The 26,966-nt window shown below is 60.2% G+C and carries 21 protein-coding genes and 1 pseudogene; 16 read left to right on the forward strand and 6 right to left on the reverse strand.

Annotated features, from left to right (window positions below):
• Positions 1–130: 130 nt before the first annotated feature.
• The 8 genes from G3A56_RS19185 to panB all read left to right on the forward strand — a co-directional run bounded on the left by G3A56_RS19185 (position 131) and on the right by panB (position 8,979).
• Positions 131–604, forward strand: coding sequence for an Lrp/AsnC family transcriptional regulator (locus G3A56_RS19185; RefSeq protein WP_003524741.1), 474 nt, complete (start codon positions 131–133; stop codon positions 602–604).
• Positions 605–679: 75 nt separating this feature from the next.
• Positions 680–1,852, forward strand: a complete 1,173-nt coding sequence (locus tag G3A56_RS19190; protein ID WP_082185625.1) for an isovaleryl-CoA dehydrogenase — start codon at positions 680–682, stop codon at positions 1,850–1,852.
• An 8-nt stretch (positions 1,853–1,860) separates the two neighbouring features.
• On the forward strand, positions 1,861–3,462 hold the full coding sequence (locus G3A56_RS19195) for a carboxyl transferase domain-containing protein (RefSeq protein WP_082185624.1): 1,602 nt from the start codon (positions 1,861–1,863) through the stop codon (positions 3,460–3,462).
• Between the two features lie 7 nt (positions 3,463–3,469).
• Positions 3,470–5,455 carry an acetyl/propionyl/methylcrotonyl-CoA carboxylase subunit alpha gene (locus G3A56_RS19200; RefSeq protein ID WP_082185623.1) on the forward strand — a complete coding sequence of 662 codons (1,986 nt, stop codon included), beginning with the start codon at positions 3,470–3,472 and terminating at the stop codon, positions 5,453–5,455.
• A gap of 1 nt (position 5,456) precedes the next feature.
• Entirely contained in the window at positions 5,457–6,383 is a 927-nt protein-coding gene (locus G3A56_RS19205; RefSeq protein ID WP_082185622.1) for a hydroxymethylglutaryl-CoA lyase, read from the forward strand.
• Positions 6,373–7,149, forward strand: a complete 777-nt coding sequence (locus G3A56_RS19210) for an enoyl-CoA hydratase-related protein (RefSeq protein WP_082186056.1) — start codon at positions 6,373–6,375, stop codon at positions 7,147–7,149. Before G3A56_RS19205 ends, G3A56_RS19210 begins: the two co-directional genes overlap by 11 nt.
• A 118-nt stretch (positions 7,150–7,267) precedes the next feature.
• A complete protein-coding gene (gene panC / locus G3A56_RS19215; protein ID WP_082185621.1) occupies positions 7,268–8,146 on the forward strand; it encodes a pantoate--beta-alanine ligase in 879 nt (292 codons plus the stop codon).
• The gene (panB, locus tag G3A56_RS19220; RefSeq protein WP_082185620.1) at positions 8,143–8,979 is read left to right on the forward strand and encodes a 3-methyl-2-oxobutanoate hydroxymethyltransferase; all 837 of its coding nucleotides are present in this window, start codon (positions 8,143–8,145) and stop codon (positions 8,977–8,979) included. The genes panC and panB overlap by 4 nt, the downstream gene beginning before the upstream one ends.
• Before the next feature lie 198 nt (positions 8,980–9,177).
• On the opposite strand, the gene rhaI is transcribed toward panB, so the two are convergent.
• Entirely contained in the window at positions 9,178–10,470 is a 1,293-nt protein-coding gene (gene rhaI / locus G3A56_RS19225) for an L-rhamnose catabolism isomerase (protein WP_082185619.1), read from the reverse strand.
• 104 nt (positions 10,471–10,574) lie between these two features.
• Positions 10,575–12,671, reverse strand: coding sequence for a bifunctional rhamnulose-1-phosphate aldolase/short-chain dehydrogenase (locus G3A56_RS19230; protein ID WP_082185618.1), 2,097 nt, complete (start codon positions 12,669–12,671; stop codon positions 10,575–10,577).
• Positions 12,672–12,883: 212 nt separating this feature from the next.
• Between G3A56_RS19230 and G3A56_RS19235 the strand changes: the two genes are divergently transcribed.
• The 7 genes and pseudogenes from G3A56_RS19235 to G3A56_RS19265 all read left to right on the forward strand — a co-directional run bounded on the left by G3A56_RS19235 (position 12,884) and on the right by G3A56_RS19265 (position 20,243).
• Complete coding sequence (locus G3A56_RS19235) at positions 12,884–13,711, forward strand: DeoR/GlpR family DNA-binding transcription regulator (protein WP_082185617.1); 828 nt, start codon at positions 12,884–12,886, stop codon at positions 13,709–13,711.
• 48 nt (positions 13,712–13,759) lie between these two features.
• Positions 13,760–14,770, forward strand: a complete 1,011-nt coding sequence (rhaS, locus tag G3A56_RS19240) for a rhamnose ABC transporter substrate-binding protein (RefSeq protein ID WP_003500289.1) — start codon at positions 13,760–13,762, stop codon at positions 14,768–14,770.
• 210 nt (positions 14,771–14,980) lie between these two features.
• Positions 14,981–16,516, forward strand: coding sequence for a sugar ABC transporter ATP-binding protein (locus G3A56_RS19245; RefSeq protein ID WP_164056779.1), 1,536 nt, complete (start codon positions 14,981–14,983; stop codon positions 16,514–16,516).
• A gap of 13 nt (positions 16,517–16,529) precedes the next feature.
• Complete coding sequence (locus G3A56_RS19250) at positions 16,530–17,531, forward strand: ABC transporter permease (protein ID WP_082185616.1); 1,002 nt, start codon at positions 16,530–16,532, stop codon at positions 17,529–17,531.
• Positions 17,528–18,538 carry an ABC transporter permease gene (locus tag G3A56_RS19255; protein WP_082185615.1) on the forward strand — a complete coding sequence of 337 codons (1,011 nt, stop codon included), beginning with the start codon at positions 17,528–17,530 and terminating at the stop codon, positions 18,536–18,538. The genes G3A56_RS19250 and G3A56_RS19255 overlap by 4 nt, the downstream gene beginning before the upstream one ends.
• Positions 18,539–18,541: 3 nt before the next feature.
• Positions 18,542–18,865, forward strand: a complete 324-nt coding sequence (gene rhaM, locus G3A56_RS19260) for an L-rhamnose mutarotase (RefSeq protein ID WP_082185614.1) — start codon at positions 18,542–18,544, stop codon at positions 18,863–18,865.
• A pseudogene (locus tag G3A56_RS19265) lies at positions 18,862–20,243 on the forward strand (FGGY-family carbohydrate kinase). The gene rhaM and the pseudogene G3A56_RS19265 overlap by 4 nt, the downstream one beginning before the upstream one ends.
• A 197-nt stretch (positions 20,244–20,440) precedes the next feature.
• On the opposite strand, the gene G3A56_RS19270 reads toward G3A56_RS19265, so the two are convergent.
• From G3A56_RS19270 to G3A56_RS19285, 4 genes are all read right to left on the reverse strand, one after another.
• Positions 20,441–21,277: an alpha/beta fold hydrolase gene (locus G3A56_RS19270; protein WP_082185610.1), complete on the reverse strand. Its 837-nt coding sequence runs from the start codon at positions 21,275–21,277 to the stop codon at positions 20,441–20,443.
• Between the two features lie 273 nt (positions 21,278–21,550).
• Positions 21,551–22,246 carry an FkbM family methyltransferase gene (locus G3A56_RS19275; protein WP_082185607.1) on the reverse strand — a complete coding sequence of 232 codons (696 nt, stop codon included), beginning with the start codon at positions 22,244–22,246 and terminating at the stop codon, positions 21,551–21,553.
• A gap of 157 nt (positions 22,247–22,403) precedes the next feature.
• Positions 22,404–24,326, reverse strand: a complete 1,923-nt coding sequence (locus G3A56_RS19280) for a putative bifunctional diguanylate cyclase/phosphodiesterase (protein ID WP_246231391.1) — start codon at positions 24,324–24,326, stop codon at positions 22,404–22,406.
• 21 nt (positions 24,327–24,347) lie between these two features.
• Positions 24,348–24,854 carry a putative pterin-binding protein gene (locus G3A56_RS19285; protein ID WP_082185603.1) on the reverse strand — a complete coding sequence of 169 codons (507 nt, stop codon included), beginning with the start codon at positions 24,852–24,854 and terminating at the stop codon, positions 24,348–24,350.
• Between the two features lie 628 nt (positions 24,855–25,482).
• Between G3A56_RS19285 and G3A56_RS19290 the strand changes: the two genes are divergently transcribed.
• Positions 25,483–26,919, forward strand: coding sequence for an NAD-dependent succinate-semialdehyde dehydrogenase (locus tag G3A56_RS19290; protein ID WP_035243597.1), 1,437 nt, complete (start codon positions 25,483–25,485; stop codon positions 26,917–26,919).
• Positions 26,920–26,966: the final 47 nt, after the last annotated feature.

Raw genomic sequence — 26,966 nt, forward strand, 5'->3', positions numbered from 1 at the left:
TCCTCCAGACCGCGACTGACGTGAACGCTATCACTATCTCGAATTCATTTCAAAGCTATTTTGATTGACAGTTTTTTGATTGACGATATCTTTGATCCAACAATTAGTCATATCATAGAGCAAATGATCCATGATTGAGCTCGACAGTTTCGACCGGAAGATTCTGCATGTGCTCGGCGATGACGGGCGGGTGAGCTGGCGCGATCTGGCGGCCCGGATCGGCCTTTCCTTCACGCCGACGCTGCGCCGGGTGCGCAAGCTGGAAGAGGAAGGCATCATTCGTGGTTATACCGCCGTGTTTGATGAGAACCGGCTGCTCGGCAATATGGGCGTCTTCATCTCCGTCACGCTGGAACGGCAGATCAAGGAAGCGCTGACGACCTTCGAACACCATGTCGCTTCCATTCCGGAAGTGGTGGGCGGTTACCAGACCAGCGGCAGTTCGGATTATCTGATCCACGCCATGGTGCGGGATCTGCCGCATTATCAGGAGCTTCTGGATTTCCTGACCACGGTTCCCGGCGTGTCGCGTATCCAGTCCAATTTCGCCATCAAGACATTCGTGCGCCGTTCCGCCGCCTTCACCGGAGGTGACACGCCGTAAATAAGGGTTGCCGGCGCGGAGGAGGTGCCGGCTGCCGACAAAAGGGACGGCCTGTCGTCCGGAGGAGGAGACGCGATGAGTTTGAACCTCGCCGCCATTTTCGACGCCGATCTCGGCCCGGAAATTGCAGCGCTGCGCGACAGCGCAAGTGCATTCGCCGACGATGAAATAGCACCACTCGCCGCCGAAATCGATCGCGACGACCGGTTTCCGCGCAAGCTCTGGCCGCAGATGGGCGAACTCGGCCTGCACGGCATCACCGTTTCGGAAGAGTACGGCGGTGCTGACATGGGCTATCTCGCCCATTGCGTGGCAATGGAGGAGATAAGCCGGGCATCGGCTTCCATCGGTCTTTCCTATGGCGCCCATTCCAACCTCTGCATCAACCAGATTCACCGCTGGGGAACGGAAGAGCAGAAACGGCGGTATCTGCCGAAGCTCGTTTCCGGCGAACATGTCGGTTCGCTCGCCATGAGCGAGACGGAAGCCGGATCGGATGTCGTCTCGATGAAGCTGAAGGCGGAACGCAAGGGTGACGTTTATGTGTTGAACGGCACGAAGATGTGGATCACCAATGGCCATGAGGCCGATACGCTGGTGGTCTATGCCAAGACGGATATGTCCGCCGGCCCGCGCGGCATCACCGCCTTCCTGATCGAAAAGGGCTTCAAGGGGTTTCGCCCGGCCCAGAAACTCGACAAGCTCGGCATGCGCGGCTCGCCAACCTCGGAGCTGGTGTTTGAGGATTGCGAGGTGCCGGAGGAGAACATTCTCGGGCGCTTGAACGACGGCGTGACGGTGCTGATGAGCGGGCTGGATTACGAGCGCGCCGTGCTGGCCGCCGGCCCTGTTGGCATCATGCAGGCGGCCATCGATCTGGTGTTGCCCTATGCGCGTGAGCGCAAGCAATTCGGCAAGCCGATTGGCGAATTCCAGCTGGTGCAGGGAAAGCTTGCCGATATCTATTCGGCCATGAATGCGTCGCGCGCCTATGTCTATGCCGTGGCGCGGGCCTGCGACAACGGCCGCATCACACGACAGGATGCGGCGGGCGCGATCCTCTTTGCCGCCGAGCGGGCAACACAGGTGGCGCTGGATGCGATCCAGCTTCTCGGTGGCTCCGGCTACGTCAATGAAAGCCCGGCCGGGCGACTGCTGAGGGATGCCAAGCTTTATGAAATCGGCGCAGGCACCAGCGAAATCCGCCGGATGCTGATCGGCCGCGAACTGGTCAAAGGCAACGGGTGAGGAACGCGATGAAGCTTACATCCAGTCTGAACCGCGACCCCACCTTTTCCGCGAACGTCACCTTCATGTCGGGGCTGGTGGACGACCTGCGGCAGCACGTCGAAAAAATTTCTAGGGGCGGCGGCGACAAGGCGCGCGAACGGCATCTTTCGCGTGGAAAATTGCTGGCGCGGGACCGGATCGAGGCGCTTCTCGATCCCGGCAGCCCATTTCTCGAATTTTCGCAATTCGCAGCCTATGAGGTCTATGACGAACCCGTTCCCGCCGCCGGCATCGTCACCGGCATCGGCCGGGTCTCGGGTCGTGAATGCGTCATCGTCGCCAATGATGCGACGGTAAAAGGCGGCACCTATTATCCGCTGACGGTGAAGAAACATCTGCGCGCGCAGGAAATCGCCACCGAGAACCGCCTGCCCTGCATCTATCTGGTGGATTCCGGCGGTGCGAACCTTCCCAATCAGGACGAGGTGTTTCCCGACCGCGATCATTTCGGCCGCATCTTCTACAATCAGGCCAATATGTCGGCGGAAGGCATCGCCCAGATTGCCGTGGTGATGGGCAGCTGCACGGCGGGCGGGGCCTATGTGCCTGCCATGAGCGACCAGTCCGTCATCGTCAAAAATCAGGGCACGATCTTTCTCGGTGGCCCGCCGCTGGTGAAGGCTGCAACCGGGGAAGTGGTAAGCGCGGAAGAACTGGGCGGCGCGGATGTACATTCTCGACAGTCCGGCGTTACCGATCACTACGCCAATGACGACCGCCACGCGCTGTCGCTGACCCGGCGGATCGTCTCCACCCTCAACCGCCGCAAACAGGTGGAGCTGGATATCCGCCCGCCAACGGAGCCGCTTTATCCGCCGGAAGAACTTTACGGCATCGTGCCCGCCGATACGCGCAAGCCTTTCGAGGTGCGCGAAATCATCGCGCGTCTGGTGGATGGTTCCGAATTCGACGAGTTCAAGGCGCTTTACGGCACGACTTTGGTCTGCGGTTTCGCCCATATCCACGGTTACCCCGTCGGCATCATCGCCAATAACGGCATTCTGTTTTCGGAATCGGCGCTGAAAGGCGCGCATTTCATCGAGCTCTGCTGCCAGCGCGGCATTCCCCTGGTTTTCCTGCAAAATATTACCGGCTTCATGGTCGGCAAAGCCTATGAGGCGGGCGGCATCGCCAAGGATGGCGCAAAGCTCGTGACCGCCGTCGCATCGGCTAAAGTGCCGAAATTCACCGTCATCATCGGCGGCTCCTTCGGCGCCGGCAACTACGGCATGTGCGGCCGCGCCTATTCGCCGCGCTTCCTCTGGATGTGGCCGAATGCCCGCATTTCCGTGATGGGCGGCGAACAGGCGGCCTCCGTTCTGGCGCAAATCCGGCGGGACGGCATCGAGGCCGATGGCCGCCACTGGTCCAAGGAAGGGGAAGAGGCGTTCAAACAGCCGATCCGGGAAAAATACGAGCGGGAGGGACATCCCTATTACGCCAGTGCGAGACTTTGGGACGATGGCATCATCGATCCGAAGGACACCCGCCTCGTGCTCGGCCTTGGACTGTCGGCCGCGTTGAACGCACCGATTGAACCCACCCATTTCGGCATATTCAGGATGTGAGGCGACGATGTTCTCAAAAATACTGATCGCCAATCGCGGCGAAATCGCCTGCCGGATCATCCGCACCGCCGCCAGGATGGGTATCCGCACCGTCGCGGTCTATTCGGACGCCGACCGCGACGCCATGCATGTGGCGCTGGCCGACGAGGCCATTGGCATCGGCCCTGCGCCGGCGCGCTCGTCCTATCTCGATGCGGAAAAGATCGTTGCCGCCGCGCACGCGAGCGGCGCGGAAGCCATTCATCCGGGTTACGGCTTCCTCTCTGAAAACGCCGGCTTCGCTGAAGCCTGCGCTTCCGCAGGTCTCGTTTTCATCGGCCCGACGCCCGATGCCATCCGCGCCATGGGCGGAAAAAGCGAGGCGAAGGCGCTGATGGCGCAAGCGGGCGTTCCCGTCGTTCCGGGCTATCATGGTGAGGACCAAACCGAGGAGCGGCTTGCCGACGAAGCCAAAGGCATAGGCTATCCGGTGCTGATCAAGGCCTCGGCCGGTGGTGGCGGCAAGGGCATGCGCATCGTGCGCAAGAAACGCGAATTCGCAGCCGAGCTTGCCGGCGCCAAACGCGAAGCGCTTGCCGCCTTCGGCAACGACCGCATGCTGATCGAAAAATATCTGGAACGGCCGCGTCATGTGGAAGTGCAGGTCTTTGCCGATGGTAAGGGCAACTGTGTTTCGCTTTTCGAGCGCGATTGCTCCATCCAGCGCCGGCACCAGAAAGTCATCGAGGAGGCCCCGGCCCCCGGCCTGCCCGATACGCTCAGGCAACGCATGTATGACGCGGCGGTCGCCGCCGCCCGCGCCATTGATTATCGCGGCGCGGGAACGGTGGAATTCCTGCTCGACCCTTCCGGCGAGTTCTATTTCATGGAAATGAACACAAGGCTGCAGGTCGAACATCCGGTCACGGAATATATTACCGGGCTCGATCTGGTGGAATGGCAGATCCGTGTCGCGAACGGTGAAACCCTGCCGGAAGACTGGGGCAATCTGCGCATCAACGGCCATGCCATCGAAGCGCGGATTTACGCCGAAGACCCCGCGCATGATTTTCTGCCGTCAATCGGCACGATCAACCATCTCGTCTTTCCCGACGAAGGACCTCATCTCAGGATAGACAGCGGCATTCGCGCCTCCGACGCCATCACCGTGCATTACGATCCGATGATCGCCAAGCTGATCGTCTGGGATCACGATCGCCCCTCGGCCGTGCGGCGTCTGCGGCTTGCGCTCGAAAAACTGGCGATCTGCGGCGTCACCAGCAATGCCGCCTTTCTGACGCGGCTTGCGGGACTGGATGCATTTGCAGATGCCGATCTCGATACCGGCTTCATCTCCCGCAACGAGGCCACGCTTTTTGCCCCCGAAGCCACGGGGGAGAACGAAATCGCTCTCGCCACGCTTGGCCTGCTCCTTTCAGGCCGGAACGGGCCTGGGCCACAGACCGATCCCTATAGCCCGTGGAGCAAGACGAACGCTTTCCGCCTCAACGCGCCGGCGCGGGAAACCCTGCGTTTCGCCCTCGATCAACAGCCGACCGAGGTGATTGTTACGCATGAGCCAGACGGGTTTTCGCTGGCAATCGGCACGCGGGCCATCCGCGCTCATGGCAGCATCTCACAAGACGGCACACTCAGTGCGACTATCGATGGCTGGCAAAAGCGGGGCCATTTCTTCGCCAGCGATAACGGCCACGCACTGTTTCTGGATGGCGAGCAATATCGTGTCAGCCAGCCAGACCCCGTCGACATCGCTGATGCCGCCACCCATGCCGGTGGTCTGGAAGCGCCCATGCCCGGCGTTATCCGCGCCGTCCTGAGCGAGAACGGCGCGACCGTCTCCGCCGGTGAGGCGCTTGTGGTGATGGAGGCGATGAAAATGGAGCATACGATCCGCGCACCGGCAAAAGGCACCGTCACCGCCATCAATTGCGCCGAAGGCGATATGGTCGAGGCCGGTGCGGTGCTGGTGGATTTCGAGCCGGAGGGCGCGTGACATGGCTTGGCCCCAAACCGTCAAGATCGTCGAGGTGGGTGCACGCGATGGCCTGCAAAACGAAAGTGCCGAGGTTTCCACCGCCATCAGAATCGAGTTGATCGAGCGGCTGGCGGCGGCGGGACTGACGGCGGTGGAGACGGGAGCTTTCGTTTCACCCAAAAAAGTTCCGCAGATGGCCGGCTCGAGGGATGTTTTTCAGGGCCTCAAACGCCGGCGCGGCACCACCTATCCGGCCCTCGTTCCCAATATGAAAGGTTTCGAGGCGGCCATCGAGACCGGCGTGACGGAGATCGCCGTTTTCGTGTCCGCCTCCGAAGGTTTCAGCCAGCACAATATCGCCTGCTCGCGCGCGGAAAGCATCGAACGACTGCGCGATGTCGCGGAGGCCGCCACCGACCGCGATGTCCGTATGCGCGGTTACGTCTCCTGCATCGCCGGTTGCCCCTATGACGGCGCGGTTGCGCCCGATGATGTGGCGGCGATGGCCGAGGCGCTAGTCGCTCTCGGCTGTTACGAAATTTCGCTCGGCGATACGATCGGCGTCGGCACGGCCGGCCAGATCCGCAAGCTCATCGAACATATTTCGACGCGAATCCCGCGCAAAAAACTCGCCATGCATTTCCACGACACCTATGGCCAGGGCGTCGCCAATGTGCTGGCCTCGCTTGAGGAAGGCATCTCCGTTTTCGACAGTTCCGTCGCCGGGCTGGGCGGTTGCCCCTTTGCGCCGGGCGCCAGCGGCAATGTCGCCACCGAAGACGTTGTCTATCTGCTGCAGGGACTTGGTATCGAAACCGGCATCGACCTCATGGCGGTGGCGAGAACCGGGGACTGGATCAGCCGCCATCTCGGCAGGGCCAATGCAGCCCGAGCCGGCAAAGCGCTGCTTGCCGCAAAAAAGGAGGATGATGCGCATGGCGGATGAGCTGTTGAGCGAAAAGCGAAAAGACGTTCTGTGGCTCACGCTCAACCGACCGGACGTCCACAACGCCATGAACGCTGCGATGACGGACGCGTTGACGCATGCGATCCGGGCGGCATCCGACGAGGCGGGCCTGCGCGCCGTGGTCATAGCAGCCGCGGGCGACCGCAGCTTCTGTTCTGGTGCGGACCTTAAGAAAAGCGCTGGCGGCATGTTCCTTTCACGAGACGGAACAAACCCCATCGCCGATGTGATACGCGCCATCGAGACCTGCGGCAAGATCGTCATTGCCCGCATCAACGGGCGCGTGCTGGCGGGCGGACTCGGCCTTGTCGCCGCCTGTGATCTCGCTTATGCCGCCGATCAAACGCAATTCGGCCTGCCGGAAGTGCGGGTCGGGCTTTTCCCGGCCATGGTGGCGGCGACACTTCTGGCCAAAATACCGCTGAGCCGTCTGCACGAAATGGCCTATCTCGGGCAACCGATCACTGCCGCAGAAGCCGAACGCATTGGCCTTATCAACCGCACGGTGCCATCCGCCGAACTCGATGGCGTGATCGAGGAGGTCCTTTCCCGCTTGCGGCAGAACGCGCCGGGCGCAATCGCAGCCGGAAAGGCAGCGCTGCTGGCAATGCGCGACATGCCGGCCAGCGAGCGGCTCGCCTTAGCCGAAAGCGTCATCGCGAAGATCAGCAGCAGCGACGAGGCACGCGAAGGCAGAGACGCCTTCGCCGGGAAACGCCCGCCGATCTGGGCTGACGGGTCCTGAACCACCGCTCAGGGTCTTAATCGATATAATGCCCGCAGCCGCGTTGACCCCGTTCGGCAAATCGAGTTCTATCCAGCACCTTTCGCCGGAGGGCGATCGGGGAGCCGGAGGAAAGCCCATGCGCCTTGTAAAAACCGTCGCCGAATTGCGCGGCCTGACCGCCACATTTCGCCGCGATGGCAAGACCGTCGGCTTCGTGCCGACCATGGGTTTTCTCCATATTGGTCATCTGACACTCGTTGCCAAAGCGAAGGCGGAAAACGACATCACGGTGGTCTCGATCTTCGTCAATCCGCTACAATTCGGTGCGAATGAAGACCTCGCCCGTTACCCCCGCGATCTCGCTCGCGACAGCGCATTGCTGAAAGAGGCAGGCGTCGATATTCTTTTCGCACCCGAGGTTACCGAAATGTATCCGCGCCCGATGCAGACGGTGGTGGATGTGCCAGAACTGGGGAGCCAGCTCGAAGGTGCGGTACGGCCGGGGCATTTCGCCGGTGTGACGACCGTCGTGACCAAGCTTTTTAATCTCGTGCAGCCGGACGCCGCCTATTTCGGCGAAAAGGACTACCAGCAGGTAACGCTGATCCGCCGCATGATCGAGGATCTTGCCCAGCCGGTCCGCGTCGTCCCGGTCGCTACCGTGCGTGAGGCGGATGGGCTCGCCTGCTCCTCGCGCAATGTCTATCTGAGCCCCGAGGAACGCGCCGCAGCCGTGATTGTGCCGCGTGCACTCGATGAGGCGGAGCGGCTGTATCATGACGGCTGCGACGACCCGACCACTTTCGAAGCGGCAATAGAAAAATTCATCGCCGCCGAGACGCTAGCGTCGCCCGAAGTCGTGGCGGTGCGCGATCCGGATACGCTGGCTCCCGTCGCTTCGCTGCAGGCGGGGCCTGTGCTGGTGGCGCTGTTCGTGCGGGTAGGCAACACCCGCCTTCTCGACAACCGCGTCATCGGACGTGATAAAACCGGCAAACAGGAGGCTGCATCATGAGCACGCACGGGAAACAGAAGCGGCTGACGACGGCCTCCATCCGGCAGATGAAAGGCGGCGCGCGCATTGTCTGCCTGACCGCTTATACGACGCCGATTGCCCGCCTGCTCGATCCGCATTGCGACCTGCTGCTGGTCGGCGATTCCCTCGGCATGGTGCTTTACGGCATGGACACGACGGTCGGCGTCACCCCGGATATGATGATCGCCCATGGCCGCGCGGTCATGCGCGGCGTCGAACACGCCTGCGTCATCGTCGATCTTCCCTTCGGCACCTATCAGGAATCGAAGGAGCAGGCGTTCCGCAACGCCGTGCGGCTGATGCAGGAGACCGGCTGTGATGGCGTGAAGCTGGAAGGCGGCGAGGAAATGGCCGAGACGATCGCCTTCCTCGTGGCGCGCGGTATTCCGGTCTTCGGCCATGTCGGGCTGATGCCGCAACTGGTCCACACCGCCGGTGGCTTCCGCTCTCTCGGGCATTCGGATGCCGAAACGCAGAAAATCTGGCGCGATGCGATTGCGGTTGATCAGGCAGGCGCCTTCGCCATCGTCGTGGAAGGCACCGTCGAGCCGCTTGCCCGCGAACTGACAGAAAAACTCGCCGCGCCTACGGTCGGCATCGGCGCATCGCCCGCCTGTGACGGGCAGGTGCTGGTTTCCGACGACATGCTCGGCCTCTTCACCGATTTCAAACCGAAATTCGTCAAGCGTTTCGCCGATCTGGGGGCGACCGTTTCTGAGGCAGCGGCAAGTTACGCCGATGAGGTGCGCTCCGGCGCGTTTCCGGGGCCGGAGCATACGTTTCAGGTTCGTCGACAAGCGCCTTCAGAGTGAGTGAGCCGTGCTGATGGAACAACGCCTTGCCAAAACGTCGACGTCATCCTCGGGCTTGACCCGAGGATCCATGGCGTGGGGTTGTGGATCCTCGGGTCAGGCCCGAGGATGACGGTGGAGAGGTTGGGGCGAGGCTATCAGCTCTCAGCAATATACTCGGCCTGACCATAGGGTTTGCACGTCCACCAAAGCGAACGACTATACAATCCCGCCGCTGCCGCCCACCGAAGCCGGGCGTTCCGCCGCAACATGGCGGCGATAACCGCTCGCCCGGTAGGTCGCAATCGGATCAATCGCACCGCCCGCCAGTTGCCGCGCCCTGGCGAGAACCGGCTCGACATCCGTGCGATAGGCCCGTTTCAGCGTATCGGATGCCATCAGCGCATCATTGTCCTGCTGGTAACCGTCCAGAGCCGCGCGATCGACCAGAAGCGCCTGCGCATAGGCGCGGCGGATTTCGTTGGCGCTGGAGATCAGGCTTTCGATCGGGTCCGTCACATTGTGCGACTGGTCGATCATATGGGCGGGATGGAACCCCTTCACGCCGCGATATTCGGCATCCACCAGCTCGTTGAAGACGAGGAACAGGCGGTAAGGCTCGATTGAGCCGGCATCCAGATCGTCATCGCCATATTTGCTATCGTTGAAGTGGAAACCACCGAGCTTGCCGAACTGGATGAGCCGGGCGACGATCATCTCGATATTGGTGTTCGGCGCATGGTGGCCGAGATCGACGAGGCAGAAGGCCTTTTCGCCGAGCGTATTGGCGATGAGGTAGTTGGTACCCCAATCCTGCACGACGGTGGAATAGAAGGCCGGCTCGAACATCTTGTGTTCGGAAAAAATGCGCCAGTCATCCGGCAGCGCCTTGTAGATATCGGCCATGGCGGCGAGATAACGCTCGAAACTTCTGGTGAAGTTGCTTTGGCCCGGGAAGTTGGAACCATCGCCCACCCACACCGTCAGCGCCTTGGAACCGATGGCTTTACCGATCTCGATACATTCAATGTTGTGCTCAACGGCCTGACGGCGCGTCGCGGCATCCGTGTGGCTGAGCGAGCCGTATTTGTAGGAATGGCTCTGGCCTGGCGCATCCGAGAAGGTGTTGGAATTCATGGCATCGAAGCCGAGACCCAGCGCGTCGGCATGGGCCTTGAGCCGCTCAGGGTCCTGCTTATCCCACGGAATATGCAGGGAGACATTCGGGGTGGCCCGCGTCAGCTGGTTGATGACGGCGCAATCGTCGAGCTTGTCGAAAATGCCGCGCGGCTCGCCTTCGCCCGGGAAACGGGCAAAACGGGTGCCGCCGGTGCCGACACCCCAAGAGGGCACTGCGACGAAAAACTCCGCCACCTTGGCCGTGACCGCCTCGATATCGATATTGCGGCGCGCAAGCTGGTTGCCAAGCGCCTCGTAATCATCTTTCAGCGCGGCGGCGCGCTTTTCGTTTTCGGCCGCGATCACATCGGCGGCGATTTTCGTCTCGGTCATCTCTTCCTCCCGGGAATCGGTCCAGTGCATGCTAGTTCATCGCGCTCACTTCCGTCATTTCGGCCTTGAGCCGGAATGACGGAAGTGAGAACGTGACGAACGTCCTATCGCGTAAAGCTCTGCGCGTTTCCGGCATCGACATTGATGATGTTGCCGGTCGATTTAGCGGAAGCGTCGGACGCCAGGAAGTAGATCGCTTCGGCGATGTCTTCCGGGAACACGTTGAGCTTCAGCATCGAGCGCTTGCGATAATGTTCCTCCAGATCGGTCACCTCGATCTTGGAAGAGGCCGCGCGCTGCTCGCGCCATTCGCCGTTCCAGATCTTCGAACCGCGCAACACGGCATCGGGATTGACGGTATTGACGCGAATGCCCGCCTCCGCTCCCTCGAGAGCAAGGCAACGGGCAAGATGGATTTCCGCAGCCTTGGCCGTGCAATAGGCCGACGCATTGGGCGAAGAGGCAAGACCGTTTTTCGAGGCGACGAACACCACGTTGCCGCCGAGATTCTGACGCCGCAGCAGACGGAACGCTTCGCGCGACACGAGGAAATAACCCGTCGCGAGAATGTCGATATTCTTGTTCCACATGGCAAGCGTGGTGTCTTCCACCGGTGCGGAGGAGGCAATACCGGCATTGGAGACGAGAATATCCACGCCGCCGAATTCCACGCTCGCTTCCGCAAAGGCTGAGATAACCGCGTTTTCCTGCGTCACATCCAGCTTCACGCTGCGCACCGCATCCGCGCTATAACGCTTGACGAAATCGCCACTGGCTGCTTCCAGCGCCGTCTCGTCGATATCGGCGAGCACAACGCAGGCGCCCTCGGCCGCCAGCCTTTCCGCCGTCGCCCGGCCGATGCCGCCGGCGCCACCGGTAACGAAAGCCACGCGGCCGGCAAGGCTTTTCGGCTTCGGCATGCGCTGAAGCTTTGCTTCTTCCAGCAGCCAATATTCGATATCGAAGGCCTCCTGTTCGGGAAGGCCCTGATATTCGGACACGGTGGAAGCACCACGCATGACGTTGATGGCGTTGACGTAAAATTCACCGGCGATGCGGGCGGTCGCCTTGTCCTTGGCAAAGGACAACATGCCGACGCCGGGGATCAGAAAGATAACCGGGTTAGGGTCGCGCATCTTTGGCGAATTGTCGTGACGGCAGGCCTCATAATAGCGGCTGTAGTCAGCGCGATAGGCCTCTAGCGCCTTGTCGAGACCGGCCGTCAACGCATCCACATCGGGATTTGCCGTATCGAGATCGAGGATCAGCGGGCGGATTTTCGTGCGCAGGAAATGATCCGGGCAGGATGTGCCGAGATTTCCGAGCGGTTTCAAATCCTTGGAGTTGACGAATTCGAGAACCGCATCCTGATCGTCGAAATGGCCGAGCTTGCGCTCCTCGCGGCCGATGCGGCCACGGATTTCCGGCATCAGTCGGGCGGCAATGGCGCGGCGTTCGGCAACCGGCAGGCTTTTGGCCACAGCACCGCCGAAAATCGTCTTACCTTCGGTCTGCGCCGCAAACCATTCGATCGCCTTGTTGATAATGGCAAGCGTCAATTCGTAACAAGCTTTGGCGTCATTATCCCAGGTGAACAGACCGTGGCTTTCCAACACAACGCCCTTGGCTTTGGGGTTGGCCTTTACGAAAGCCTCGAGATCAAGACCGAGCTGGAAACCCGGACGACGCCAGGGAAGCCAGCCGATGTCATCGCCGAAAATCTGCTGCGTCAGCTCTTTCGAATTTTTAGAGGCGGCGATGGCGATGATCGCATCAGGATGCATGTGATCGACATGCTCATAAGGCACGAAACCGTGCAGAGGCGTATCGATGGAGGCGGCGCGCGGATTAAGGTTGAAAGTGCAATGCGGCAGGAAGCCGACCATGCGGTCTTCATCCGCGACACCCTTGTAAATGCCCTTCAGCGCTTCCAGCTTGTCGAGATAGAGCGTCGCAAAACCATCGAGCTTGATGGTGCCGACATCGCCGCCGGACCCTTTCACCCACATGACGCGGACCTTTTCGCCGGTCAACGGATCGGTTTCGAGCACCTTCGCGGATGTGTTTCCGCCGCCGTAATTGGTGATGCGCTTGTCGGCGCCCAGCAGATTGGAGCGGTAAAGCAGCTTGCCCGGCTCATCGAGCGTTTTGGCATAGGCGTCGTCCCAACGGCTTTCGAGAAGGCGGGATTTTCCCGTCATGTCTTCCTCCCTATCAATCTGGCCAGATATGTCTGCATTCGCGGCGCCGATATCGGCCCGCCTCCTTTGACGGCAGATATCGCGCATCCAAAAGCACAATGTCAATCAAAAACGATCATAAATTTTCATGTTGCAGCGCGATATTGATTAATTTGATCGTTCTTGATTGACAACGTAAAGAGATTGCGAATAATCACAATCAGGAGGACCCCATGCACGAACGCGAACGCCATCGCATCATCTTGAGCGCCACGCAGGAAAAAGCTGTCGTGACGGTGCAGGATATTGCCGAACTGACGGATGCGTCGGAAGCGACGATCCGCAGGGATATCGCGTCCCTGCATGTTCAGGGCAAGTTACGGCGCGTGCGCGGCGGGGCCGAAGCGGTGCATCCGCCGCAGCTCGGCAATCTGGCCGCAAGGCCGTTCCGAGTGTCCGAATCGGTCAATATCGACAAGAAACGCGCAATTGCGCGCAAGGCGGTCGATCTCTGCAACGATGGCGATGCGATCATTTTGAATGGCGGCACGACCACATTCCAGATGGTGCACTACATGGCGGCGCGACGGTTGCAGGTGATGACCAATTCTTTCGCCATCGCCGAGCATCTGGTCAAGCATTCCAAATGCAATGTCAGCGTTCCGGGCGGCGCGATCTATCGGGATCAGAGCCTTATCCTGTCGCCTTTCGAGAATGATGCGATCCGCAATTTTTATGCGCGGCGGATTTTTCTTGGTGCGCAAGGCGTGGGCGCGCTCGGCATCATGGAATCCGACGCGCTGGTGATCCAGAGCGAGCAGAAGCTGATGCGACAGGCGGAAGAGCTGATCGTCATGGTCGATTCCTCGAAATTCAGAAAACGCTCCAGCCTGATTTTATGTCCGCTCGAAAACGTCTCGACCATCATTACCGATGACGGGATTTCGGATGAGGCGGCACGCATGGTGGAGGATGCCGGCGTCGAATTACTGATCGCCGGCGCAGCGGGGGATGGCAAGACAGCCAGCCCGCCGGATGAGGATTCCTCTTCGGTCGCTTGAGGAAGCGCCGAAGAGACGAACAAAGTTCAAAACGGGAGGAAAAGGGACATGAAACTTACACGCAGAACATTGACGAGCGTTCTGGCGCTCAGCGCGGCGCTCTCCGTCGCAGGACTGGGCGGCGTTGCCCAAGCAGCCGATGTGAAGATCGCACTGGTGGTCAAATCGCTCGGCAACGGCTTTTTCGAAGCCGCCAACAAGGGTGCGCAGGAGGCTGCAAAGGACCTCGGCGGCGTCGAGATCATCTATACGGGCCCGACCAGCACCACAGCGGAAGGCCAGATCGAAGTCATCAATTCGCTGATCGCGCAGGGCGTCGACGCCATCGCCATTTCCGCCAATGACCCGGACGCCGTTGTTCCGGCGCTGAAAAAGGCGGCACAGCGCGGCATCAAGGTCATCTCCTGGGATTCCGGTGTTGCGCCGGAAGGCCGCATTCTCCAGCTCAACCCCTCGTCCAACGCGCTGATCGGCAAGATGTGCCTGCAGCTTGCAGCATCGCATCTGGAAGGCGGCAAGGGCGATTTCGCCATTCTTTCGGCCACCACCACCTCCACGAACCAGAATATCTGGATCGACGAGATGAAAAAACAGCTGAAGGATTTCCCCGGCCTCAACCTCGTCACCACCGTTTATGGTGACGACCTTGCCGACAAGAGCTACCGCGAGGCGCAGGGCCTGCTTTCCTCGCAGCCGAATGTGAAGGTCATCGTTGCACCGACGACGGTTGGCGTTCTCGCCGCCTCGCAAGCGGTGAAGGATGCAGGCAAGATCGGTCAGGTCTATGTAACGGGCCTTGGCCTGCCGTCCGAAATGGCCGGCGCCATCAAATCAGGCGCGACCAAGGAATTCGCCATCTGGAACCCGATCGACCTCGGCTATTCCGCCACCCAGATCGCCTATCGCCTCGTGAAGGGCGAAACCGACGGCAAGCCGGGCTCGGAAATCGAAGCCGGTCGCATGGGCAAGATCAAGGTTGGCGAAAACAGCGAAGCGGCGATGGCCGATCCATTCGTTTATGATGCGAAGAATATCGATCAGTTCTCGAAGATTTTTTGATCTGAGAAGTGACGGCAGTGTGCGGAGGGCACCCCCCTCTGCCCTGCCGGGCATCTCCCCCTCAAGGGGGAGATCGATATGCCGCACTCGCTCGTTCCATAAAGCGGGGCGCTATCCGCTTGCCGATCTCCCCCCTTGAGGGGGAGATGCCCGGCAGGGCAGAGGGGGGTGCCCCTCGCCGCTTCAATCAAAACTGACCGGTAAGACGGAATGATGCGTGCTGAAACCCAAAACATAGACATCCCAGCGACTTCCAGCGGCGCGCCCATTCTCGAAATGCGCGGCATTAGCCAGATATTCCCCGGCGTCAAAGCGCTGGATGGCGTCGATATCGCGCTTTATCCCGGCAAGGTCACCGCGCTGATCGGCGAGAATGGTGCGGGAAAATCCACGCTCGTCAAAATCCTCACCGGCATCTACCGCCCGAATGAAGGCGAAATCCTTCTCGATGGCCAGCCCGTCCATTTTCACGGCGCGCAGGACGCCATCAATGCCGGTGTGACGGCCATTCATCAGGAAACCGTGCTGTTCGATGAGCTTTCGGTGGGTGAAAACATCTTCCTCGGCCATGCGCCAAAAGGCCGTTTCGGCCTCATTGACTGGAAGACCATCAATGCGCGCGCCAAGGTGCTGCTGGAACAGCTCGAAAGCACCATTGATCCGTCCATTCGGCTGAAGGACCTTTCCATCGCGCAGCGCCACCTCGTGGCAATAGCGAGAGCACTTTCCGTCGAGGCGCGCATCGTCATCATGGACGAACCGACGGCCGCCCTTTCCCGCAAGGAGATCGACGATCTCTTCCGCATCGTCGAAAACCTGAAGCGGCAGGGCAAGGCGATCCTCTTCATCAGCCACAAGTTCGATGAAGTCTATGAGATCGCCGAAAACTACGCGGTGTTCCGGGACGGCAAGATGGTCGGCGCGGGCAATCTTACCACAACACCGCAGGACGAGATCGTACGTCTGATGGTTGGCCGCGACGTGACGAACGCATTTCCGAAACAGGCGGTTACCCTCGGCCCGACGGTTCTTTCGGTCCGAAATTATTCACACCAGACCGAATTTCGCGATATTTCGCTCGATCTGCGCAAGGGCGAGATTCTTGGCCTCTACGGGCTGATCGGCGCCGGGCGATCGGAACTTTGCCAGTCGCTTTTCGGCATCACCCGCCCGGCCTCCGGACAGATTACCCTCAATGGCGAACCGATCCTCATCCGTTCACCGGAAGATGCGATCCGCGCCGGCATCGTTTATGTGCCCGAGGAGCGCGGACGCCATGGGCTGGCGCTGGAAATGCCGATCTACCAGAACATGTCGCTGCCTTCCCTCACACGCACCTCGCGCAAGGGATTTCTCGCCGCCGCCAATGAATTCGCGCTGGCGCGCAAATATGCCTCGCGTCTCGACCTGCGCGCCGCCGCGCTGTCCGTGCCCGTCGGCACGCTTTCGGGCGGCAACCAGCAGAAGGTGGTGATCGGCAAATGGCTCGCCACCCAACCAAAGGTCATCATTCTCGATGAGCCCACCAAAGGCATCGATATCGGCTCCAAGGCCGCCGTGCACGGCTTCATCAGCGAGCTTGCGGCCGAAGGCCTCTCCATCATCATGATTTCATCAGAACTTCCCGAAATCCTCGGCATGTCCGACCGCGCCATCGTCATGCGCGAAGGCCTGATGGCGGGCCTGTTCGAACGCGCCGATTTTTCTCCGGAAAAGCTGGTGCGCGCCGCCACCGGCAACGCCTGAGAGGGGCAAAACCATGCAACGTTTTCTCAAGAATCGCGAATGGCTGCTGGCGGGCATCATCGTCATCATGATCGCAGGCTTTGCGCTGCGCGCGCCCGGTTTCGGCAGGCCCGCCAATCTGGTCAATATCTTCAACGACACGTCCATCCTCATCATTCTGGCGCTTGGCCAGATGGCGGTCATTCTCACCAAATCCATCGATCTTTCGGTTGCCGCCAACCTCGCCTTCACCGGCATGGCGGTGGCGATGACCAATGCCGCCTTTCCAGGCATTCCATTGCCGTTTCTCATCGCCATGGCGGTCGGCATCGGCGCGTTTTTAGGATCGATCAATGGCGTGCTGGTCTGGTGGCTCGGCATTCCGCCGATCGTCGTCACGCTCGGCACGCTCACCATCTATCGCGGCATGGCCTTCGCGCTTTCGGGCGGCGGCTGGGTGAATGCGCACCAGCTTTCGCCCACTTTCCTCAACGTGCCGCGCACGATGATCCTCGGCATGCCGGTTCTTTCCTGGGTCGCCATCCTCATCATCGCCGGCGCCTGGCTCGTGCTCAGCCGCACCTCCTTCGGCCGCTCGGCCTATGCCTCGGGCGGCAATCCGGGTGCCGCGGTCTATGCCGGCATCGATGTCGGCCGCACACGCTTTCTGGCTTTCGTGCTGTCCGGTGCGCTGGCAGGACTTGCGAGCTATCTCTGGGTGTCGCGTTATGCCGTCGCCTATGTGGATATCGCCGCCGGTTTCGAACTCGATAGCGTGGCGGCAAATGTCATCGGCGGCATCTCCATTGCCGGCGGCATCGGCTCGGTGGCAGGTGCTGTGCTCGGCGCGCTGTTTCTCGGTGTGATCAAAAACGCCCTGCCCGTCATCGGCATCTCGCCCTTCGCGCAAATGGCGATTTCCGGCGTGGTGATCGTGCTCGCCGTCGTCTTCAACGCCCGCGCCGAAGCTCGAAAAGGCCGCATCATCCTGCGCGACCGGGCGGCAAGCGACCAGGCCAAGGGGGCCGCAGCATGAGCACGAATTCTCAACCGGCTCAGAAGCCGCGCATCATTCCAGACAAGCTCGGCACGCCACTGCGCCGTCTCTTGGCCAGCTGGGAAGTGCTGCTGCTTGGCGTCGCGATCCTCATCTTCATCGCCAATTCGCTCGCCTCGCCCTATTTCCTCAATGCCTGGAACCTGTCCGACGCGACCTTCAACTTCACCGAAAAGGCGATCATCGCCTTTGCCATGGCACTCCTGATCATCGCCGGTGAAATCGATCTTTCCGTTGCCGCCATTATCGCGCTCGCCTCCACCGCCATGGGTGCTGCGGTGCAGATGGGCGTCGGTACGCCGGGCCTCGTCGCCATCGGCATCGGCACCGGCCTTCTTTGTGGAGCCTTCAACGGCTTTCTCGTCGCTGGCCTCAAGCTGCCATCCATCGTCGTCACCATCGGCACGATGAGCCTGTTTCGCGGCATCTCCTACATGGTGCTGGGTGACCAGGCCTATGGCAAATATCCGGCGGATTTCGCCTATTTTGGTCAGGGCTACGTGTTCTGGGTGATTTCCTTCGAATTCGTGCTGTTCATCGTCATGGCCATCATCTTTGCCATTCTGCTGCACGCCACCAATTTCGGCCGGCAGGTCTATGTGATCGGCAATAATCCCTTCGCCGCCCGTTTTTCCGGTATTCCCGTCGAACGGGTGAAGTTCATCCTCTTCCTTCTGACCGGCCTGATGAGCGGCATTGCCGCCGTCTGCCTCACCTCGCGGCTCGGCTCCACCCGCCCCTCGATTGCTCAAGGCTGGGAGCTTGAAGTGGTGACCATGGTGGTGCTCGGTGGCGTTTCCATTCTCGGCGGCTCCGGCACCATTGCGGGCGTCGTCATTGCCGCTTTCGTCATGGGCCTCGTCACCTTCGGGCTCGGACTTTTGAACGTGCCTGGTATCGTCATGTCGATCTTCGTCGGCCTGCTGCTGATCATCACCATCGCCATTCCAATCGTTGTACGCCGTCTGCGCGCCATGAGAAGCTGAGCCATGCCGGAATTCGAAAAACACGCCTTCAAGATGAAGCTCTTCGCCGGCAAGGAGGCAGAGTACAAACGCCGCCATGATGAGATATGGCCGGAACTGGTGGCGCTGCTGCACGAAGCGGGTGTGAGCGACTATTCGATCCACCTCGATCCGGAAACCAACATCCTGTTCGGTGTGCTGACGCGCCCGAAGAACCACGGCATGGCGGCATTGCCGGAGCATCCCGTGATGAAGAAATGGTGGGCGCACATGGCTGACATCATGGAGAGCAATCCGGATAATTCGCCAATCGCGACAGACCTCGTGACGGTGTTCCATCTGCCATGAGCGACATGACAAAGCCACGCCGCGTTGCGGTCATCGATATCGGCAAGACAAACGCCAAGGTCGTCGTCATCGACACCGGAAGTGGAGAAGAGATAGCCGGCGACAGGCGTTCGAACCCTGTCCTTCGTGATGGTATCTATCCGCATTACGATGTGGAGATGCTGTGGAGTTTCATTCTCGCCTCTCTACGGCAGTTCGCCCAAGAGCCGGGTTTCGACGCGATCTCCATCACCACCCATGGCGCGTCAGCGGCACTTCTCGATGAAAACGGCGATCTTGCCATGCCGGTGCTGGACTACGAGCACAGCTATCCCGTTGAGATACGTGAGGCCTATCTTCGCATCCGGCCCGACTTCTCCGAGACCGGCTCGCCATCGCTTCCCGCCGGGCTGAACCTCGGCGCGCAAATCCATTTCCAGAAAACCGCTTTCCCGCAGGAGTTCACCAGGGTGCGCAGCATCGTCACCTATGCGCAATATTGGGCGGGGCGGCTGACCGGCGTTCAGGCCACGGAAACGACCTCGCTCGGTTGTCATACGGACCTCTGGAACCCACGCCGGAAAAATTTCTCCTCGCTGGTCGAGCACCTCGCTATCGGGCAGTTGATGGCGCCGGTGCGCTCGGCCTTCGATGTGCTCGGACCAGTCCGCAAATCGGTGGCGCAGGAAACAGGGCTATTGCCGGACATGCCGGTCTATTGCGGCATTCACGATTCCAATGCGTCGCTCCTGCCGCATCTGCTGCGGCGGGAGGGTGATTTTTCCGTCGTCTCCACCGGCACCTGGGTGGTGAATTTCGCAATTGGCGGCATGGCGGATGGGCTGGATCCCGGCCGTGACACACTTTTGAATGTCGATGCTCTCGGACGTCCCGTTCCTTCCTCCCGCTTCATGGGCGGCAGGGAGTATGAAAAGCTGACACAGCAATTCGGGCCAGCGCCGGACGAGGAAATCGAAGCCGCGCTCGGCAGCGCAATTGCCAAAGGCATGATGCTGCTTCCAAGCATCGTTGGGGCTCCGGCCCCTTCCCCGCTAAAACAGCGCGTTGGATCGCCGACGACAATGCCACGGTTGCGGAACGACACGCGGCAACGGCGCTGTATCTTGCCCTGATGACGGAGTTCAGTCTTTCGCTGATCGGGAGGAAGGGCCCGGTGCTGGTTGAAGGCCCATTTGCCAGCAACGCTCTTTATCTCAAGGCGCTTGCCGGTTTTGCCGATACGGATGTGATCGCCGTCAGCGGCTCCACGGGCACCAGTGCCGGGGCAGCACTCATCACAGGGATCAAGCCTCTTGCCGGCCGGGAGCGTCATTTCGCTGCCGACGCCATTGCCGGGCTTGGTTCTTATCGCGAGGTTTGGAAGGCAAAGCTAGTCTGACGACATGATGCGGGAAGTGGCCTCCGCCGTCCCCACACAAGCAACGTCATCCTCGGGCTCGACCCGAGGATCCACTCCCGCGCGAAACAATGGATCCTCGGGACAAGCCCGAGGATGACGCCAAGTGCGGGGAGAGGTCGTCGACCAATCACGAAATGCGGCCTCATATCAGGCCGCATTCCCGTTTCGCCCAAAGATCAAGCCTTGATGAAGGCCAACAGATCGGCGTTCAGCACATCGGCATTGATGGTCAGCATGCCGTGCGAGAAGCCGGGATAGGTCTTAAGCGTGCCGTTTTTCAAGAGCTTCACCGATTTCAGTGCGGAGTCCGCAATGGGCACGATCTGGTCGTCTTCGCCGTGCAGCACCAGTGTGGGTACGCTGATCGCCTTCAGGTCCTCAGTCTGATCGGTTTCCGAGAAGGCCTTGATGCCGTCATAATGGGCCTTTGCGCCGCCCATCATGCCCTGACGCCACCAGTTCTGGATCACGCCTTCCTGGGCGGTCGCTCCATCTCGGTTGAAGCCGTAGAATGGGCCGGAGGGCACATCGCGGAAGAACTGCGCGCGATTCGCGGCAAGCGACGAGCGGAAGCCGTCAAAGACCTCCATCGGCAGGCCTTCCGGATTGGCCTCGGTCTTCAGCATCAGCGGCGGCACGGCGGAAACCAGAACCGCCTTGGCGACGCGGCCAGCAGGCTCGCCATGTCTGGCAACGTAACGGGCAACTTCGCCGCCACCGGTGGAGTGGCCGATATGGACGGCATTCTTCAGATCGAGCGCCTCAACGACGGCAAAGGCGTCGGCGGCGTAGTGATCCATGTCGTGACCGTCAGCCACCTGGGCAGAGCGGCCGTGGCCACGGCGGTCATGGGCGACGACGCGATATCCTTTCGAGAGGAAAAACAGCATCTGGGCGTCCCAGTCGTCGGAACTCAGCGGCCAGCCGTGGTGAAACACGATGGGCTGAGCATCCTTCGGGCCCCAGTCCTTGTAGAAGATTTCGGTTCCGTCTGTCGTTTTCACAAAGCCCATGATCGTTCTCCTTCGGTTGCGTTTGCATCGTCCAGCGTCGTCTGCATTCTGAGCCGGTCTGATGGAGTGATGATGACGCAGGAGAGCGATTGCGACAATTGCAACAATAGTTGCGATTGAATTGCCGTTTATGAAATTATCATGACGATCCGCAACCCACCTCAGGGCATACGCCGCCCTGCTCCCGCACATTCTCATTCCCGGGAAAGAACGAGATGATGCGCAGACGGTTCCGCGAATTCGCTGTGAACTTTTGGAGCTGTGAGGCGGCGGTCAATCCACGTCGGGATCGTATTCCCTCGGGCTGTCGTCCTTGGAGAACAACACGCAGGGACCGCGCGAGCCACGCGGATCATAGGCATATCCCTTGGCGGTCAGCGACCGCATGATGTCGCGGACGCCGGCGAGGCCATAAAGGTGATCGTGCAGTTCGACGAATATCCGCTCCACGCCGGCAAGCTCGGCCCTGCCGAGCAGGTCGCGTTCCGCGCCCTCGATATCCATGACGAGTGCGGTGATGCCCTTGCTTGCAACAAATTCGTCAATATTCTCGGACGAAATTTCGATGCGTTTTTCATAGGGACCCTGATTTTCGTCCATGGACGACATCCAGAGATCCTTGCGCACATAAAACGAATAGGAGCGCGGCTCGTCGGCGGTAAGCAACCCCTGCGAAAACTCGACATTGCCGCGGCAATTGGCTTTTATCACCCGCTCCGCCAGTGCCGCCGTGGAGGGATTGGCCTCGAAGGCCCATATGGACACATCCTTTATGCCGGCGATGATCGAGGTGATGATCCCGATGCCGGACCCCAGTTCCAGCACACGGTCGCCTGGCTTGATGGCTTTCAGGACGCTGCGGGCCTCTTTCGCCTCATAGCTGCCATCGGTCAACGCCTGCCAGATGACGGGCGACACCTCATGGGAAGAGAGGGGAAGGGCTACGCCATGCACGTCCATTATTTCCATGTCTCAAACCTTTTCGCAAAACCCGGTCGCTTCGCCAGAATGATCCCGTATCGACCGGGAATGCTCTACAACATCGGCGCGCCAACCGGTATCGGTTTTCGCAAAGAGCGATGCATCTTCCTGAAATAGGACACGCCTTCGCCGACGCTGCCCGTTTTCAGACAGAGCTCCAGGCCACCAGCTCCTTGGCCGGCAACGGCCGGCTGATCAGATATCCCTGGACCTGATCGCATCCCAGACGTCTGACACATTCATATTGCTCCTCCGTCTCGATGCCTTCGGCGATCGTGGTCATGCGCAGACTGCGGCCGACACCAACCACGAATTCAACGATCGCCAGCGCATCGCGGTCGCTGGTGATATCGCGCAGAAAGGACCGGTCGATCTTTATCTTGTCAAACGGCACCCCGCGCAGATTTGCGAGAGAGGAATAACCGGTGCCGAAATCGTCCATCGCGATCTGGATGCCGACATCCTTCAGCCGCGTCAGCGTATTGATCGTCTGGTCGCTCTTGTTGAGCAGGATGGATTCGGTGATTTCAAGCTCGAGCCGGCTAGGCTCCAGCCCGCTTTTTTCCAGCGCACCCATCACGTTCTGGATGAGGCTGGTGCTGTGGAACTGAACCGGCGAGAGATTGACCGCCACCTTCATGTCCTCGTCCCATCTCATCGCCTCGCGGCAGGCGGTTTCCATCACCCATTTTCCGAGCGAATGGATAAGACCGGTTCTTTCCGCGACGGGAATGAAAACGCTGGGCGGCACATCGCCCCGCACCGGGTGTTTCCAACGCAAGAGCGCCTCGAAGCCGCAGAGTTCGCGGGTCTGCGTCGCCACCTGCGGCTGGTAATAGACCTCCATCTCGTCGTTCTGCAGCGCGGTTTGCAGATCGGCCTCGAAGGATTTCTTCTCGGTCAGCTGCTTCTGCATGCGGACCTTGAAAACGCTCGCCCGGCCCGGGCCGATGGCCTTGGCCTCGTAAAGAGCCAGATCCGCGCGCTTGAACAATTCGTCCGCATCAACGGCGCCGTGCGAGATGGCAATACCGATGCAGGTGCCGATTTTGACCTCCTGCTCGCCGAGTTGGTAGGTCCGGCTGATCTGGTCGATGAGCTTGGAGGCGAGACGGCGTGCCGCGTCCTCATTGAGATCATCGGAGACGACGGCGAATTCATCGCCGCCCAGGCGGCAGACCATATCGTAATCGCCGCTGATGCCTGAAAGGCGCTGCGCGACGGCCTGAAGCAGGGCATCGCCCGCATCATGACCGAGCGTGTCGTTGACGTCTTTGAAGCCGTCGAGATCGAGCAGAAGGATGGCCGTCGTGCCGCTGCCGCCGAAGGATCGTCGCAGCCGCTCGATCAGCTCCTGCCGGAACAGCGAGCGGTTGGGCAGACCCGTCAGCGCATCGTGATAGGCATCATGCTCCAGCCGGACATTCTTCGCCTGCAATTCCAGCGTGGCGGCGCGCAGGTCGTCCGTCAGGCCGCGCATGCTTTTTTGCGCCCGGTTCAAGAGGTCGTTCTGCCGGAGCAGCAATATTACCAGCGCGATGCCGCACAGGATGAGACCACCGGCCAGCGCGGTATAGACGATATGCAGCTTGCGCACATCCTCATGGGCGGTATCGATCAGATTGACGTCATAGGCGACGGAAGACGAGGCGAGCGTCGTCATCGGTGCATCGAGCGCGCTCATCGCCGAAAGCATTGCCGGAACATCGGAGGGCTCCAGACGATTAACCCGCTGCTCCAGATCGGCCAGAACCGCATTGAGCTGCGTTACAAGGTCCCGCCACTGCTGCTTTTCATTGATGAAAGCCCCCAGATTGCCCTGCTTCAACAATTCAAGACGGCTCAGCATGATGTCCAGACGCAGCTGCAGTTCGTCCCGGTCAATCTTGCCGGGACTGAGCGCGAAAACCGCGAGCTTGTTCTGAAGCCGCAGATATTCCGCCACGGTCTGGCTGACCGCCCACGAATCGTTATAGCGGGCGAATTTCTGCAGAGCGGTCTGTCGCTCGGCAATGACGAAAGCGATATAGCCCGTTGCCAGGACGAAGCAACAGATGATCACCGCCACAAGTTTTCGCAAACGGCACCTTTATTCCACTATCAGTTTGGCAACTTGCCATGCAGACCGCGAATAATAAGTCTGCTTCTGCAGCTCCGGGTCGCTGTCATAGGGATAGATGACGAACAACGGGCCTTTTTCGCGAACTGTCATGTAATTGCCATCCAGTTTGATCGCGAGGATAACGTTGAATTTCTTAAAATCCTCAACCGGTATGGTGCTGACATAGTCGTTGAGCGCGACTGCCGTGACCGTGGTGCCTTTTGCGCCGACGATATCCATCAATTTCGCCAGCGAAACACCATCGAATCGGACGCGGCCATCGTGCCAGGGTGTTGTCGTCTCCACCGTCACCATTCCAAGCGCTTCCAGCATGTCGCGGTCGAATTGCGCGGCACCCTCGGCGTTGGTGTTGGTGATATTTCCGGATATGGTTAATATCGGCTTGCCTTGCGGCTTGGCGATCGTTCCGGCTTCGGCACAGGAAAGCCACACGAGTGACAAGAACGCACTGAGAAGTACCCGGGCGAAACTCATACTTTTTCTCCATCGATAACGTTCGGGTCGAGGGTTTTCGCCAACCTCAGAAGGTCAAGGGAACCGACGCCCGCAATATATATCAGGAATGGATGTTATATCCTCACTGAGATTTTATCCGTATTTTCTCTAGGTTTTGAGTAAACCCTTTGGATAATTTTTCCGTCTTATTGTACTTTTTCATGTTTCGCGCACTGTTATGACGCAAGCGGCAGCCCACTTTGCCTCCTCCCGTCAATCCGTCAGGCGCGACAAGGGCCGAATTGAGGCAGACACTTTCCCGCAAACGGACAGAAATGCGTGATTCGCACGCGGACCGGGCGAGGTCATCGGCAATTTAGCATCGCATGCGTTGCAAACCGGAATGACCGAAAACAAGTTCCATGTCGCAGAAAAATCATGGCGATTGCCACAGCGGACGGTTGAAACATACCGCCCGGAACTTAATATAAAGACTGTCGTTTCTGTTTCCGGCAATTCCAGAAGCCTCTTTGCCGGGGATACCCAGACACCCGTTCCGCGCAGCGAAAGCCGCGATGCCGGATATCGTCCGGCCAGGAAAATTCTGTTCACGTCTCCGGGCCAAACGGCAGCTCGCCGTATCGGCCGCATCATGAAGGTAGTTCCCATGCACACCTATCCCGACATCAAACTTCTCATTGATGGCGAATGGCGAGACGCCGTTTCCGGCAAGACGATCGCCGTGTCCGATCCGGCAACCGACGAGATCATCGGCGCAATCGCCCACGCTGAAAAGGAAGACCTCGATCTGGCGCTTGCTGCTGCCGAGCGCGGTTTCAAGGTGTGGCGCGACACCTCGCCCTTCGAGCGTTCGAAGATCATGCGCAGGGCGGCCGATATCCTGCGCGAGCGCAAGGACAAGATCGCCTATATTATGACCCGCGAACAGGGCAAGCCGCTGGCACAATCGGGCACCGAGGTCATGGGCGCCGCCGACACGATCGACTGGTTTGCCGAAGAAGCGCGCCGCACCTATGGCCAGGTCATTCCCGCGCGTGCGACCGGCGTTTCCCAGCTTGCCATCAAGCTGCCCGTCGGGCCCGTTGCAGCCTTCACGCCCTGGAACTTCCCGATCAACCAGATCGTCCGCAAGCTCTCAGCGGCGCTCGCCACCGGCTGCTCGATCATCGTCAAGGCGCCTGAGGAAACGCCGGCATCACCGGCCGAGCTCATCCGCGCCTTTGTGGATGCGGGCGTGCCAGCGGGCGTCATCGGTCTGGTTTACGGTGTTCCCTCCGAGATTTCGGAATATCTGATCCCGCATCCGGTCATCCGCAAGATTTCCTTCACCGGCTCCACGCCGATCGGCAAGCACCTCGCGGCGCTGGCCGGCAAGCACATGAAGCGCGCCACGATGGAACTCGGCGGCCATGCGCCGGTGATGATCTTCGATGACGCCGATATCGAAAAGGCAATCGAGGTGACGTCGCTCGCCAAGTTCCGCAACGCCGGCCAGGTCTGTGTCGCCCCCACCCGCTTCCTCGTGCAGGACGGCGTGGCGGACCGCTTCCTTGAAGGTTTCGTGGAAGCGACGAAGGCCATCAAGGTCGGCAACGGCATGGAAGACGGCGTCATCATGGGCCCGCTCGCCAATGAACGCCGCATCCCGGCGCTCGAAGGCCTCATCAGCGACGCCGTTTCCCATGGCGGCGAGCTGAAGACCGGCGGCCGCCGCATCGGCAACAAGGGCAACTTCTTCGAGCCGACAGTTCTCGCCAATGTGCCGACCACGGCAAAGATCATGAACGACGAGCCCTTCGGTCCTGTCGCCATCATCAACCGCTTCTCGACCTTCGATGACGCCGTCACCGAAGCAAACCGCCTGCCCTTCGGCCTTGCATCCTATGCCTTTACCGGCTCGGTCAAGACCGCACATGCGCTCGGCCATCAGGTCGAGGCCGGCATGCTGACGATCAACCATAACGGCCTTGCGCTGCCGGAAGTCCCCTTCGGCGGCATCAAGGATTCCGGTTACGGCACGGAAGGCGGTTCGGAAGCGGTTCAGGCCTATCTGGAAACGAAATTCGTCAGCCAGATGAGCTGAAGGCCTTGGCTCCGGCTCTAGGTGGATGACAATATCCGCCCAACGCT

Origin of the sequence: Rhizobium oryzihabitans (genome assembly GCF_010669145.1) — a bacterium.
GTDB lineage: Bacteria > Pseudomonadota > Alphaproteobacteria > Rhizobiales > Rhizobiaceae > Agrobacterium > Agrobacterium oryzihabitans.